Annotated in this window: 13 protein-coding genes; 8 read left to right on the forward strand and 5 right to left on the reverse strand. The window is 62.7% G+C overall.

The genetic code is table 11. From position 1 onward, the window contains the following. Positions 1-123: 123 nt before the first annotated feature. From QA637_RS18280 to QA637_RS18290, 3 genes are all read left to right on the forward strand, one after another. Positions 124-1014 carry a LysR family transcriptional regulator gene (locus QA637_RS18280; RefSeq protein WP_153442509.1) on the forward strand — a complete coding sequence of 297 codons (891 nt, stop codon included), beginning with the start codon at positions 124-126 and terminating at the stop codon, positions 1012-1014. A 337-nt stretch (positions 1015-1351) separates the two neighbouring features. Beyond that, positions 1352-2122: an SDR family oxidoreductase gene (locus QA637_RS18285; protein WP_153442510.1), complete on the forward strand. Its 771-nt coding sequence runs from the start codon at positions 1352-1354 to the stop codon at positions 2120-2122. A 109-nt stretch (positions 2123-2231) separates the two neighbouring features. Next, positions 2232-2858 carry a hypothetical protein gene (locus QA637_RS18290; protein WP_153442511.1) on the forward strand — a complete coding sequence of 209 codons (627 nt, stop codon included), beginning with the start codon at positions 2232-2234 and terminating at the stop codon, positions 2856-2858. Positions 2859-2959: 101 nt separating this feature from the next. Here QA637_RS18290 and QA637_RS18295 read toward each other — a convergent pair whose 3' ends face one another. Further along, positions 2960-3910, reverse strand: a complete 951-nt coding sequence (locus QA637_RS18295; RefSeq protein ID WP_153442512.1) for an aldo/keto reductase — start codon at positions 3908-3910, stop codon at positions 2960-2962. A gap of 179 nt (positions 3911-4089) precedes the next feature. On the opposite strand from QA637_RS18295, the gene QA637_RS18300 reads away from it, so the two are divergent. Further along, on the forward strand, positions 4090-5076 hold the full coding sequence (locus QA637_RS18300) for a Gfo/Idh/MocA family protein (RefSeq protein WP_153442513.1): 987 nt from the start codon (positions 4090-4092) through the stop codon (positions 5074-5076). Positions 5077-5227: 151 nt separating this feature from the next. After that, positions 5228-6007: a helix-turn-helix domain-containing protein gene (locus tag QA637_RS18305; RefSeq protein ID WP_283062667.1), complete on the forward strand. Its 780-nt coding sequence runs from the start codon at positions 5228-5230 to the stop codon at positions 6005-6007. Between the two features lie 29 nt (positions 6008-6036). Here the strand turns inward: QA637_RS18305 and QA637_RS18310 are convergent, their stop codons facing one another. From QA637_RS18310 to QA637_RS18320, 3 genes are all read right to left on the reverse strand, one after another. Beyond that, positions 6037-6402 (reverse strand): DMT family transporter, encoded by a 366-nt coding sequence (locus tag QA637_RS18310; RefSeq protein WP_153442515.1) that lies wholly within the window; start codon positions 6400-6402, stop codon positions 6037-6039. 13 nt (positions 6403-6415) lie between these two features. Beyond that, entirely contained in the window at positions 6416-7108 is a 693-nt protein-coding gene (locus QA637_RS18315; protein WP_153442516.1) for a class I SAM-dependent methyltransferase, read from the reverse strand. A gap of 81 nt (positions 7109-7189) precedes the next feature. Beyond that, positions 7190-8176: a glycosyltransferase gene (locus QA637_RS18320; protein WP_283062668.1), complete on the reverse strand. Its 987-nt coding sequence runs from the start codon at positions 8174-8176 to the stop codon at positions 7190-7192. A gap of 263 nt (positions 8177-8439) precedes the next feature. Here QA637_RS18320 and QA637_RS18325 point away from each other — a divergent pair, with 263 nt between their 5' ends. The 3 genes from QA637_RS18325 to QA637_RS18335 all read left to right on the forward strand — a co-directional run bounded on the left by QA637_RS18325 (position 8440) and on the right by QA637_RS18335 (position 12571). Continuing rightward, positions 8440-10293, forward strand: coding sequence for a hypothetical protein (locus tag QA637_RS18325; RefSeq protein ID WP_283062669.1), 1854 nt, complete (start codon positions 8440-8442; stop codon positions 10291-10293). Between the two features lie 78 nt (positions 10294-10371). Beyond that, positions 10372-11970 (forward strand): exodeoxyribonuclease VII large subunit, encoded by a 1599-nt coding sequence (xseA, locus tag QA637_RS18330; RefSeq protein ID WP_283062670.1) that lies wholly within the window; start codon positions 10372-10374, stop codon positions 11968-11970. A 10-nt stretch (positions 11971-11980) separates the two neighbouring features. Next, the gene (locus QA637_RS18335) at positions 11981-12571 is read left to right on the forward strand and encodes an NAD(P)H-dependent oxidoreductase (protein ID WP_283062672.1); all 591 of its coding nucleotides are present in this window, start codon (positions 11981-11983) and stop codon (positions 12569-12571) included. Positions 12572-12732: 161 nt separating this feature from the next. On the opposite strand, the gene QA637_RS18340 is transcribed toward QA637_RS18335, so the two are convergent. Then, entirely contained in the window at positions 12733-13230 is a 498-nt protein-coding gene (locus QA637_RS18340) for a MarR family winged helix-turn-helix transcriptional regulator (RefSeq protein WP_283062674.1), read from the reverse strand. Positions 13231-13364 lie beyond the last annotated feature (134 nt).

A 13364-nucleotide genomic window follows, 5' to 3' on the forward strand; every position in this document is an offset into this window, starting at 1 on the left:
GATGCGTTCGCAGAGTGGTCTCTTCATCCAGCGCCGACGCCAGATGTCGAGGCGAAGATAGGGCGGTCGTCGATAGTTGAAAATCTCTGTCAATTCTCACGGGTTGTTCTATTATTTCGACCAATGAACCGCACCCAGCTTTCCCAACTCGCCGTTCTGTCCGCTGTCGCCGCGCATGGCAGTTTCCGCGGCGCGGCAAAGGAACTCGGTGTCGCTCCATCCGCCGTCAGCCATGCCGTCGGCAGCCTCGAGGCGAGCCTCGGCGTCCGCCTGCTCTCCCGCACCACCCGCAGCGTCGCGCCGACGGAAGAGGGGCGGCGGCTTCTGGAACGGCTGCGCCCGGCACTCGACGAAATCGCCCATGCGCTGGAGGCTGCGGCCGAGGCACGCGAGCGCGCGGCAGGAAACCTGCGCATTACCGCGCCGCGCTTCGCCGCCGATCTCATCCTTGCGCCTCGTCTCGGCGCCTTTCTCAATCGCTATCCCGATATCGTTCTCGAGATCGCCAACGAGGACGGCTTCACCGACATCGTCGAACAGGGCTATGACGCGGGCATCAGGCTCGGCGAAAGCCTGGAAGCCGACATGATCGCGGTGAAGGTCGGTCCGGACCTGACGAGCGCCGTGGTTGCGGCGCCTTCCTATTTCGAACGTCACGGAAGGCCCTCCCACCCGCGCGATCTCGCCGGGCATCGCTGTATTCGCCGGCGCTTTTCGAACGGCACGCTCTATCGTTGGGAATTCGAGAAGGAAGGCGAGGAGGTAACCGTGTCGGTGGCGGGCCCTTTGATCCTCGGCGAGGACCGCCCGATCATCAAGGCGGCGCTCGGCGGAGCCGGCCTCGCTTATCTCTTCGAAACGCGGGTGGCAGAATACGTAGTCGCGGGCAGACTGGAGCGTGTGCTCGAAGATTGGTGCGCCCCCTATGCCGGGCCTTATCTCTATTATCCCAGTCGTCGCCAGATGCGCCCGGCGCTGAGAGCCTTCATCGATTTCTTCCGGCATGTGGAGTGACGGCGACCGGCGTCTACAGCGCCGCGCGTGTTATGAGACGCGCAAAAGACGCTGTAGTACTTTGCTGCATGTTTTGATCCTTAAATCGGCTACGATTTAAGGAAACATGCAGTAGCGCCGGCCGCCAACTGCAGCCTTCCTGTTCGCCGGTGTCGTTGCGGGCTTTGCGGTAACCCCCCCGCGATCCTGTCGGACCGCGTTTGTTCCGGGCACTGCGTAGATGCGTTCCTCACGTCGACTATCCGGTGAAACCGGCGCTCTCGCGGCCTCGGGAATCGGGTGGCCGCCTCGCGCCGGATCTGCGACTCCTTCGTCGCTATCGAGAAAGGAATCCGTGATGCCAAGACTTGAAGGAAAGATCGCGATCGTAACCGGGGCAAGTTCGGGTATCGGCCGCGCCGCCGCCGTGCTTTTTGCTCGCGAGGGCGCAAAGCTCGTCGTCACTGCGCGGCGCGAGCGCGAACTCACGCTGCTTGCGCGGGAAATCGAGGGCGAGGGCGGTGAGGCCGCCTTCCTTGCCGGCGAAATCCGTGACGAGGCACTGAACGAGGCGCTGGTCGCTCTGGCGATCCGCCGCTTCGGCGGGTTGGATATCGCCTTCAACAATGCCGGGACGGTGGGCGCGATGGGCGAACTCCCATCGCTTTCCATCGACGACTGGCGGGAAACGCTCGACATCAATCTGACGAGCGCTTTCCTGGCAGCCAAGCATCAGCTACCGGCGATGGTGGCCCGTGGCGGCGGCTCGCTCGTCTTCACGGCGAGTTTCGTCGGACACACCGCCGGCTTTCCCGGCACCACCGCCTATGCGGCGAGCAAGGCCGGCCTTGTTGGCCTCACACAATCGCTGGCGGTCGAATTCGGAACGCGGGGCGTGCGCGTCAACGCGCTGCTGCCGGGCGGGACCGATACGCCGTCCAACCACGCGAACCTGCCGGGCGCTAGCCCGGAAACACGAGGCTTCATCGAGAGCCTGCATGCGCTGAAGCGGTTGGCGCGCCCCGAGGAGATCGCCGAAGCCGCGCTCTATCTCGCCTCCGACGCCGCGAGCTTTGTCACGGGAGCGGCGCTGCTCGTCGACGGCGGCGTCTCGATCAACCGGACCTGATCTTGCAATCACCGAGCGCATGGTCACAGTGCGGTCTCGCAGCAATCAGAGCGCAACAGCATCCTTTGCGCGTCCGGTTGGACGCGCGGCGCTGTAGGGAGGTCGGAGCATGAAGAAACCCGGATCGATGAAATCGCTCGAGGACCTCGGTCGCGCCCGGCTCTCGCAGAACTTCTTCCTTCGGGACTTCCTGCATTCCGAGATTGCCGATTTCTATCGCATTCCGAACATTCCGGACGATCCGGACCTCGCCATCGAGGCGGGCAGCAGGCTGTGTGAAGAACTGCTTGAACCGCTGCAGGCGACCTTCGGTCGCCTCCACATCCGCTCGGCCTATCGCAATCGTGCGGTCAACGCTTTCGGTAACGCCAACAAGCTCAACTGCTCCACCAATGCGGCGACGGCGGCCGACCACATATGGGATATGCGCGATGCCGACGGATGCATGGGCGCAACCGCCTGCATCGTCATTCCCTGGGTCTGGGATCGTGAGCGTGAGGACGGCGGCTGGCAGAGCCTTGCCTGGTGGATCCACGACCACCTGCCTTATGCCTCGCTCTGCTTCTTTCCAAAACTCTGGGCCTTCAACATCCAGTGGCACGAGAGGCCGCGCCGCACCATCAGAAGCTATGCCGAACCGCGCGGGCTTTTGACGAAACCGGGCATGGCCAATCACGAGGGCAGCCACGCCCAGCATTATGCGGGCTTTCCATCGCTTGTGACGGTGAGCTCATAATTCTGCCCAACAGCTCAACAAGGGCCAACGGTCAAGACCAAATGCGAACGCTGCCCCCGGGCAGCCGCTCCCCCTTGTGGGGAGGGGTTTTGCGCCTTCCGCTACTCGCTCACGTCGTTCAGCCTGCCGATCGCCTCGTCGGAAAGCTTGAGTTCCGCAGACCTCACGAGGCTCGCCAGTTGATCGAGATTGGTTGCGCTGGCGATCGGCGCGGTCACACCTTTGCGGGCGATGATCCAGGCAAGCGCGATTTCCGCCTGTTTCGCCCCGGTTTCCTCGGCGATTTCATCCAGGACGCCGAGGATGCGCATGCCGCGCCCGTCGAGGTATTTCTCGACGCCGCCGCCGCGGGCGGAACCCTCGAGGTCGATGTGCGAACGGTATTTGCCGGAAAGGAATCCCCTCGCCAGGCTGAAATAGGTGATGACACCGATTTCCTCGGCGATGCAGAGTTCTCGCAAGGGGCCGTCAAAGGACGCCCGGTCATAGAGATTGTATTCCGGTTGCAGCACGGCGTAGCGTGGCAGCCCCTCCATTGCCGAGACGTCGAGGGCGTCGCGCAACTGCGTCGCATCGAGGTTCGATGCGCCGATGGCGCGGACCTTGCCCTCGGCGAGAAGCGCATCGTAGGCGGCAAGCGTTTCCTCATAGGGTGTCTCCGGATCCGGCCAATGCGACAGGTAGAGATCAATATGGTCTGTCTGCAGACGGCGCAGCGAATCCTCGACCGCCTGCATGATCCAGCGTCGCGACAGGCCCTTGCGGTCCGGCCCCAGCTCCGACCCGACCTTGGTGACGATGACCGCCTCGTCGCGCGCACGGCCCGACCGCTTCAGCCACTTGCCGATAATCGTTTCGGATTCTCCGCCCTTGTTTCCGGGCACCCATGAGGAATAGACGTCCGCCGTATCGACGGCGTTGAAGCCGGCGTCGAAAAAGCCGTCGAGCAGGGCGAAGGATGTCTTCTCATCTGCGGTCCAGCCGAAGACGTTGCCGCCGAAAACGAGCGGCGCGATCGAGAGGCCGGTTCGGCCAAGTCTGCGCTTTTCCATGGTTTCGCTCCACAAGGTTGGATGAAAACAAGTTTGCGATCGGGAGGATTGCGGGCTCAAAAGATAGGCCACCATTGCGCAGAATGACACCTGCTAGCCGACGTTTTTCTGCGTGCCGCACAGTTGCTAGGTACGTACCTCGGAGCTAGTGTCGGCGCAGCCAGGGAAGGAGTCTAACCATGCTGCGTTTCGGAATTCTGTCGACGGCCAAGATTGGCCGCGAACTCGTCGTGCCTGCCATTCAGGATGCGGAAAACTGCGTGGTCTCGGCAATCGCCAGTCGCGATCTCGCCAAGGCGAGGGCGATGGCCGACCGCTTCTCGGTGCCGCATGCGTTTGGATCCTACGAGGAAATGCTGGCATCCGATGTGATCGATGCCGTCTACATTCCGCTGCCGACCTCGCAGCACGTGGAATGGACCATCAAGGCCGCCGATGCCGGCAAGCACGTGCTCTGCGAAAAGCCAATCGCGCTCAAGGCGGAGGAGATCGACGCGCTGATCGCGGCGCGCGACCGCAACAAGGTTCTGGTTTCGGAAGCCTTCATGGTGACCTACAGCCCCGTGTGGCGGAAGGTGCGCTCGCTGCTTGCGGAAGGGGCGATCGGCAAGCTCAGGCATGTCCAAGGCGCCTTCACCTATTACAATCGCGATCCCGCCAACATGCGCAACGTCCCGGAACTCGGCGGCGGCGGCCTGCCGGATATCGGCGTCTATCCGACGATCACGACCCGTTTCGTGACCGGCAAGGAACCCGTTCGCGTCCAGGCCAATACCGACCGCGATCCGGAATTCGGCACCGACATCTATTCGAGCGTGCGCGCCGATTTCGGCGATTTCGAGCTGAGCTTCTACATTTCGACCCAGCTTGCTGCCCGTCAGGTCATGGTTTTCCACGGCGACAAGGGCTACATCGAGGTGAAGTCGCCCTTCAATGCCGACCGCTACGGCCGCGAGGAGGTGGAACTGACCAACCAAAACCACGGCCAGTCGCAACTCTTCCGCTTCCAGGATGCGCGCCAGTACAAGCTCGAGGCCGAGGCCTTCTCGCGCGCAGCAACCGGCGAACAGGAGGAAGTGGTGACGCTCGAGAACTCGCGCCTCAACCAGAAACTTATCGACGCCATCTACCGGGCAAGCGAAAAGGACGGTTGGGAGACGGTCTAAATCCAACACATTAGCCGACGAATGATGGCACGCCTTGAGCGGGCCTTCTGCTGGGAGTTGCGGCAGGCGATCATCAAGCCGATTACCTCAGAGGTAATGGATTTTGCACTTCCGTCGGGCCAATCTCCCGGCGCACGGAGGAAAGACATCCATGGAATTCGGCCGTCACCTGAAGGAATGGCGCGGGCATCGCCGCATGAGCCAGCTCGATCTAGCGGTCGCGGCAGGAATTTCGGCACGCCACCTTTCATTCCTGGAAAACGGCCGCTCGAAACCGTCCGAGGGGATGATCCTGCGGCTGGCATCGGTGCTCGATATTCCGGCTCGGGATCAGGGCTCGCTCTTCACCGCAGCAGGCTACCGGCCGCGGATGACGACGCGTCCCGCTCGTGGGCTCGACGCCATGCCTGCCGCCGTAGCAAGCGCAATTAGGCTGATGCTCGATCGCCATGCTCCCTATCCCGGTCTCGTCTTTGACCACGAATATACCGTGCTGCTCACGACTCCCGCCTTTGCCGCGCTTGCGGAAGCCACCAATATTCCTCTCAACCCCGGTCAGAACTTCCTCGACGCCTTTCTCGGATCGGAGAGCATCCGTGCGCTCGTCATAAACTGGGAGACGGCCGCCGCGGACCTTGTCCAGAGAGTGCGCATGGAGGCTTGGCTGCAGGGGCCGCGAAGTCCCTTGCAAAGACGGCTTGATCGGCTCGTCGCCGATCCTGCGGTCGCGCGGGCAATCGACAACTATCCCGAGACCGACCGGCTGCCGGTGCTGCCGGTTGAACTGCGCGTCGGTGCTGCCGAACTGCGTTTCATCACGACGCTTTCGACCTTTGGTTCCACTCAGGACGCGCTGGTTGAGGGTGTCTTGATCGAATCCTTCTTTCCGGCTGACGACGCGACGCGGCGCTTCTTCGAGCAACCGGATTGATATTTGTGAGAAGCCAGGACGAGCTCGGTTCAGGAGTTTATGACGATCATGCCGCCTATGATCAGGGCGGCGCCGGCGGCATAGCGAACGGTGAGCGCCTCGCCGAGAAAAACGGCCGCAAACAGCGGTACGAAGCAGAATGTCAGCGCCATGAAGGAGTAGGCAAGCGTCAGCGGCACGGACCTTAAGGTGAAGATCCAGATGATCGTACCGAGGCCATAGAGGGCCAGCGCCGTGAGCAGCATTGGATTGGACATTAGCGCCGCAAGGCCGCGGATGTCGAAGCCGCCCGTTCTGGCGCTGGTCAGCTTGAACAGGATCTGCCCGGTCGAAATCAGGATCGGCGTGAAGATCAGCCCGAACCAGACGGCCGGCGCGAGATTGAAAGCCGTCATCCGTTGAGCCTCATCACTTATCTTCGCGATAGAAAATGTCGCGCCCGATGTCGACGCACTCATGGCGTTCCGGTACCGGATGCATCGCCCGCAGGAAAGAATGCGTGTAGGGGAAGAAGTTGAAATGCGGGTTGAAGGTGTAGCGGTATTCCCGCTCGCGCGGCACGACGATGATCACGCGCTGCCGAGCGATACGCCGGAGCTCGGATATCGCCCGGCGATAGTCGAGAATATGTTCGATCACATGGGTGCAGACGACCGTGTCGAATTCTCCGTCCGAAAACGGCAGTTCCTCGATCTTGGCGGCAACATATTCGACACCGTCGATCGCCGAGGCATCGTCGATGGCGAAATCGACGCCGGCGAGCCGTTCCAGAGTCGGGTTGGCGCTTCTGATCCGCTTGAGAAGCGCGCCCGTGCCGCAGCCGACGTCGCAGACGCTGGTGCCGCGGATCCCGGCCGTGATCTTGCGGATGCAGGCCTCGGAGTTATCGGTTCCTTCATGCACGCGCGGATGCTGCCGGTAGAGCTGCTCGTACTCCACGGCCGAGAGGAATGGCGCCCTTTCGCGAAAGCGCGCGAGATGGGAGATATGGTCCCCCCAGGCAAGGCTCGCCATCCCCTTAAACAGGCGCGAGTCGCGCAGGATGGGCGGGATGACGTCCTCGATGACGAAGCGTATGCGGTTTGTCGTTTCCCGGTTCATCGGCAGTGTCCCTCGAGCAATTCCAGGAAAAGTGCCTAGCGGTTTTCCGCCCGGAATTGCGTAAGTTCAAAGAGTTAGGTCTCAGGCTTTCCTGACCTGCGGCTTCGGCAGGGAGGCAGGAGGCGATTTTTTATCGCGGCGCGGTCTTTGCCGGGCGATTGTCATGTAGTGGATCCGCAACTGCTCCGTTCGAGCGCGCGAAACGGAGTCGAGAATGAGGCCGGCGGTGAAAAGCATGATCGCCACCAGCATGAGCGCCATCGAAAGCACCCAGGTCGGCATGCGCGGCACGAGGCCGGTTTCGAAATATTCGATGAGCACTGGCGCCATGAAGATGAGGCTCGCACCCATGAACGCCGCGCTGATCAGGCCGAAAAACGCGAAGGGCCGCGTCTCCTTCATCAGCATGGCGAACATCCAGAGAATCCTGGCGCCATCCCTGAAGGTCGAAAGTTTCGAATGCGAACCCTCCGGTCTCCGGCCATAGTCGAGTTCGAGTTCGCTGACGGGCAGCTTGAGCCGGGATGCGTGCACGGACATTTCCGTCTCGATTTCGAATCCATTGGAGACGGCGGGAAAACTCTTCACGAAGCGGCGCGAAAACGCCCGGTAGCCCGAGAAGACATCGCTGAAATCGGTACCGAAGATCGTACGGTAAAGAAAATTGAAGATATGGTTGCCGAAGGCGTGACCCTGGCGTCCCGCTTCGACCCTGATATCCCTGCGGGTTCCGACGACCATATCGGCCTGCTCGGTCAGAAGCGTGCGGATGAGGTCTTCGGCATCCGCAGGAGAGTAGGTGCCGTCCCCATCGGCCATCACATAGATGTCCGCGTCGACGTCGGCGAACATGCGCCGGACGACATGGCCCTTTCCCTGACGGCGCTCGCGCACGACCGTGGCTCCGGCGAGCATCGCCTGCAGCGGCGTGCCGTCGACCGAATTGTTGTCGTAGACATAGATGCGCGCGGACGGCAGCGCCGCCCTGAAGCCGCGCACCACCTGACCGATCGTCGATGCTTCATTGTAGCAAGGCAGGAGGACGGCGATGTCTAGCTGATCGGACATGGATCGCTGCTCCGGTGGCGGGAACTCAGGCGATCCTACACGCGGTGCGGTTAACAAGACGCTATGCCTGCCGGGGCTTTGCTGCGTGATCGGGAAGCGTGTCGGCCGCGGCTTTACGCTTTCTTGATTGCCGCTCGCTAAGATTGCGGCGCATTTCAAGCGAAAGCCGTGACGCGGTTCTTCGCATCCAATTGACCGATCACGCAGCGCTCTTGGATCGCGTCCAGTCGCGGCCGTGATCCCGGCGGCGGGCGGACAGTCTGATGGCAGAGACGGTTGGGACATTGATTGCGTCGGATGAGCACGCCGGTGCAAGGCACGCTCCGCTTTGGTCGCGCTTGCCGTGGATGGTCTTCGCCTACGGCCTGCCGGTCATTGCTTTCTTCCTCGTCAGGATGCTGTACGCCGAGGACTATGTCGGCCGCGACAACGACGACGCGATGCGGCTTGTTCAGGTTCGCGATCTGCTGGCCGGGCAAAGCTGGTTCGACCTCACTCAGACGAGGCTCGGCCTTGATGGCGGCACGTTGATGCACTGGTCGCGTCTCATCGACCTGCCGCTTGCCGCACTCATCTCCCTCTTCGAGCCGATCGTAGGTCCCGAGCGAGCCGAAATGATCGCCCTGGCGATCTGGCCGTTCCTGCTGGTCTTTCCGCTGCTTACCGTCATGGGGCTGGCGGGCAGGCGCATTGGCGGCCCACAATGCATGCATTTCTGCCTCGGATTGACCGCGATCTTCGTCGCGACCAGTAACCGCTTCCTGGCGGGAGCGATTGACCACCACAATGTCCAACTCGTCCTGGCGGCGACAATGGTGGCGATGGTGGTCGATCAGCGATATCGGGTGATCAACTTCGCGATCGCCGGTGCCGCCGCGGCGCTGGCACTCGCCATCGGCGTCGAGACGACACCCTTCGTTGCCGTGGTATGCCTTGTCGTCGCTGTCATCTGGGCGTGCGAGGGGCAGGTATTCGCCGCTGCGGCCGCCGCCTTCGGTGCAGCTCTTGCAACCACCGTGAGCGCCGCGTTCTTTCTGACCGTGTCGCCTGATCTCTATCGAACCGTTACATGTGATAGCCTGTCGATCGCTTTTTATGCTCTGTCGATGACGGGCGGCGTCTTGCTTGCGGTCGCGGCCGCGGTGGCAAGCCGCCTTGCCCGACCCGCGCGGTTTGCAGTCCTCGCCGGCAACGGCGTCGTGGCCGCTGGCGTGCTTCTCGGCATTGCGCCGGAGTGCCTGCGAAATCCGCTTTCCGATCTCGATCTGCTCCTGCGCGAGCTGTGGCTCGACCGTGTTATCGAAGCACGATCGTTCCTGTTCATCGCGGGGCAGGATTCGGGCAGCCTCGGCGGTTTCTACGCAGCGGGCCTCCTTGCCGCCGGGCTCTGCCTCTGGCGCATCTGGCGGGGCGAACGCACCGGCCTGTCGCTCATCCTGCTGGCCGTGGTTGCCGTCAATTGGGGCATCGCGCTGATGCAGGTTCGCGCCGCCGTCTTCTCCAATCTGCTTTCCATCCTGCCGATTTCGCTTCTGCTTGTCGATCTAAGGTCGAGGATGATGCAGGGGCGTGGCGGTCCGTTCGCATCCGTCATCTATGCCTTGGCTGTGCTCGCTTCCGTCCCCGCCGTCTGGGCGCTGGCGGGTGAATTGACGGTTAACGGCATCAAGGAGATGGGAGGCGGCGCGGCCAATGGGCAGAAGAAGGCGGAGCGTTGCTATTCGGCGGCGGCGATGGCGGATCTGCAGAAGATCAAGCCGACCCTCGTTGTCGACCCCTCCAACATGGGCGCCGCGATCCTGCGCTTCACGGCGCACCGCGCACTGAGTGCGCCTTATCACAGAAATCCGCAAGGTATGCTGGCGGAGCTCAGAATCGGATTGGCAGCACCGGGTGAGGCAGCGGGGATGCTCAAGGCGCTGGGCGAGCCTGTTCTGGCCTTCTGCGCGGACGATCCGCAGACGCGGACGATCGTCGAGAGGGAGCCCAAGGGGCTTTATGGCCGTCTCGCCGCGGGAGAAATACCGGATTTCCTCGAACCATTGCCAGTTACGGCGGAGACCGGGGTAAAACTCTTCCGACTCAAGGGGAATTTTCTACCGCAAGTCGCGGAATGAGCCGCCGTCGCGCAGAAAAACGGTAGATAGGCGCGCGCGGCTGCTGATCTTCGCGGCGCTGTCGGTTACAAAGGGCGCATGAACTCGTTCTTCGATTCCCCTGCGCCGTCGAATCTCGCCGAATATTCGGTCTCGGAGCTTTCCGGTTCGATCAAGCGAACCGTCGAGCAGGCGTTCGACCAGGTTCGTGTCCGCGGCGAGATTTCCGGCTATCGCGGTCCGCACTCCTCGGGCCACGCCTATTTTTCGCTGAAGGATGATCGCGCCCGCATCGACGCGGTGATCTGGAAAAGCGCGTTTTCGCGGCTGAAGTTCCGCCCGGAAGAGGGGATGGAGGTCATCGCCACCGGCAAGGTGACGACCTTTCCAGGCTCGTCCAAATACCAGATCGTCATCGAATCCCTGGAGCCGGCGGGCGCCGGCGCGTTGATGGCGCTGCTCGAGGAGCGCAAGCGCAAGCTTGCCGCCGAGGGTCTGTTCGATGCCGGGCGCAAGCGGCCGCTGCCCTTCATGCCCAGGGTGGTCGGCGTGGTGACCTCGCCGACCGGCGCCGTCATCCGCGATATCCTCCACCGCATAGCCGACCGTTTCCCGGTCCATGTCGTCGTTTGGCCGGTGCGTGTCCAGGGCGACGGTTCGGGTGAAGAAGTGGCAGCGGCGATACGCGGCTTCAACGCGCTGGAGAGCGGCGGGCAGATTCCGCGGCCGGACGTGCTGATCGTCGCGCGCGGCGGCGGCAGCCTCGAAGACCTCTGGAGCTTCAACGACGAGGCCGTCGTGCGTGCGGCGGCTGCGTCCCATATTCCGCTGATCTCGGCCGTTGGGCACGAGACGGATTGGACCCTGATCGACTATGCCGCCGACCAGCGGGCGCCGACCCCGACCGGCGCCGCCGAAATGGCCGTCCCGGTGAAAGCCGACCTCGAGGCGGAGGTGTCCGCATTGTCCGCACGGCTGAAGGCGGCCGCGACACGGCAGATGGACAACCGCCGGCAGGAACTGCGCGCGCTTTCCCGCGCCCTGCCTTCGCTCGATCAACTGCTGGCTCTGCCGCGACGCCGTTTCGACGAGGCGTCGGGCGGTCTTGGCCGTGGCCTGCAAATGAATACGGCCAACAAGCGCCGTGCCTTTGAGCGGATCGGTGCGCATCTCCGCTCGGATCTGCTGACGACGCGGATCAGCGACCGCCGGCGGCGTCTCTCGGAGGCGATGAACCGCGCCGAGCGGATCGTCGAGCGTCAGGTCCACCGCGGCCAGTCGCGCGTCTCTGCCGCCGACGCCTCGCTTCGCGCCCTGCCGTCGCGGCTGATCGGACAGATCCACCGCGCCTCTGATCGCGTCGCAGGCCTTCGCGCACGGTCTGATGCTGCCATTGCCGGCGAGATACGTAGGCTCAAGGGCGTGCTCACCGCGCAGGACCGGGTGCTGCAATCGCTATCCTATCGCAACGTCCTGAAGCGCGGCTTTGCGCTGGTGCGCGATGCTGCAGGGCAGCCGGTGAAACAGGCGGCGGCGGTCGCGCCCGGCATGGCGCTTTCGCTGGAATTCGCCGATGGCAGTGTATCGGCAATCGCGGGCGAGGGCGGCACGCCCCCTTCGCCGCAAGAGCCGAAAAAGCGTCCGTCACGGTCGCCGGAGCCTGCTTCCGGGCCGCCCAAGCAAGGCAGCCTGTTTTGAGTGAGGCACGATGCGCATCCTGATGGTGCTTGCTCATCCACTCGAAGATAGCTTTGCGGCGAGCGTCGCGCGGATAGCCAAAGAGACGCTGGAAGCGAATGGGCACGCGGTCGATCTGCTCGATCTTTATCGCGAGGATTTCGACCCGCGGCTGAGTGCGAGAGAGCGCGGCAGCTATTTCTCCGATCGCTACGACTCCTCGGCGGCAGCCTCGTGGATTGCCCGGTTGCGGGCGGCCGACGGACTCGTACTCGTCTTTCCGCAGTGGTGGTTCAATTTTCCGGCGATCCTCAAGGGCTTCTTCGATCGCGTCTTCGCACCCGGCGTCGCCTTCGATCATGATCCGGCGGGCGGGAGGATTGTCCCGCGGCTCGGCAACATCAAGCTATTCTGGGCGCTGACCACTACGGGTTCGCCTTGGTGGGTCGTGCACCTTTACATGGGCAATCCGGTGGGGCGACTGCTCAAGCGCGGCATCGCCGCCTTCTGCGGCAAGGGTCTCGACTTCCGCATGATCAGCCTTCACGACATGGACCGGGCGACAGAGGCGAAGCGCAAGCGCCATCTCGAACGCGTGGGCGCTTTGGTGAGCCGGATCTAGAGCATCCCGCTTTCAAGTGGAATCACTGAAAGCAGATAAGATGCTCTAGAATCAAAGTGCTAGAGCGTCCTTTGTGCGTTCATTTGAACGCACGGCGCTCTAGAGTAGGGTAGGATGAGGATAAGTGTGCGCGGTTTTCCGCATCTCGCTCCAAGGTGATTTCATTCAAACGTCGCCAGGAATTTCCGGAGCATCGCGTCGAGCGCTTTCCGCTCCTCTGGGTCAAGGCTGGCGACCAGGCGTTGCTGGTTGGCGACATGGGCCGTTACCGCCGCGTCGATGCGCTTTTTCCCCTCCGGTGTTAGGGCGATGATCACCCCCCGCCGGTCTTCGGGATTGTCGAGCCGCTCGACAAGGCCGGCCTTCTCGAGCTGGTCGATACGATTGGTCATCGTGCCGGAGGTGACCATGGTGGCAGCAAGCAATTCGCCGGGGGAAAGCTGAAAAGGGGGACCGGAGCGCCGGAGCGTGGCCAGCACGTCGAAGCTCGCCGATGTCAGCTCGTATTCGGCGAAGACCGCTTCCTGCTGCCGGACGATATGGGCCCTGAGCCGGCCCAGGCGCCCGAGAAGGCCCATCGCCTGAACGTCGAGCTCCGGCCGCTCCCGGCGCCACTGCGCCAGGATCCTGTCCACGTGGTCCTTATTTGGCTCTTCCATATCGATCCGCCACAGCGAGGCAGCGCCGAACCGTTCCGCGCCGTCATGTCCGCTCTAGTCTGCAGATACCTTGACGTCAAGATAATTGCGGATAGAATGGAGATATCTTGACGCAAAGATACTTGAGATAAAGA

The organism is Sinorhizobium terangae (genome assembly GCF_029714365.1).
Taxonomy (GTDB): Bacteria; Pseudomonadota; Alphaproteobacteria; order Rhizobiales; family Rhizobiaceae; genus Sinorhizobium; species Sinorhizobium terangae.

Coding starts and splice junctions, on each gene's coding strand:
- QA637_RS18335 (WP_283062672.1), top strand. CDS start 11,981: ATGCGCATCCTGATGGTGCTTGCTCATCCACTCGAAGATAGCTTTGCG.
- QA637_RS18340 (WP_283062674.1), bottom strand. CDS start 13,230: ATGGAAGAGCCAAATAAGGACCACGTGGACAGGATCCTGGCGCAGTGG.
- QA637_RS18310 (WP_153442515.1), bottom strand. CDS start 6,402: ATGACGGCTTTCAATCTCGCGCCGGCCGTCTGGTTCGGGCTGATCTTC.
- QA637_RS18315 (WP_153442516.1), bottom strand. CDS start 7,108: ATGAACCGGGAAACGACAAACCGCATACGCTTCGTCATCGAGGACGTC.
- QA637_RS18280 (WP_153442509.1), top strand. CDS start 124: ATGAACCGCACCCAGCTTTCCCAACTCGCCGTTCTGTCCGCTGTCGCC.
- QA637_RS18285 (WP_153442510.1), top strand. CDS start 1,352: ATGCCAAGACTTGAAGGAAAGATCGCGATCGTAACCGGGGCAAGTTCG.
- QA637_RS18325 (WP_283062669.1), top strand. CDS start 8,440: ATGGCAGAGACGGTTGGGACATTGATTGCGTCGGATGAGCACGCCGGT.
- QA637_RS18320 (WP_283062668.1), bottom strand. CDS start 8,176: ATGTCCGATCAGCTAGACATCGCCGTCCTCCTGCCTTGCTACAATGAA.
- xseA (WP_283062670.1), top strand. CDS start 10,372: ATGAACTCGTTCTTCGATTCCCCTGCGCCGTCGAATCTCGCCGAATAT.
- QA637_RS18295 (WP_153442512.1), bottom strand. CDS start 3,910: ATGGAAAAGCGCAGACTTGGCCGAACCGGCCTCTCGATCGCGCCGCTC.
- QA637_RS18290 (WP_153442511.1), top strand. CDS start 2,232: ATGAAGAAACCCGGATCGATGAAATCGCTCGAGGACCTCGGTCGCGCC.
- QA637_RS18300 (WP_153442513.1), top strand. CDS start 4,090: ATGCTGCGTTTCGGAATTCTGTCGACGGCCAAGATTGGCCGCGAACTC.
- QA637_RS18305 (WP_283062667.1), top strand. CDS start 5,228: ATGGAATTCGGCCGTCACCTGAAGGAATGGCGCGGGCATCGCCGCATG.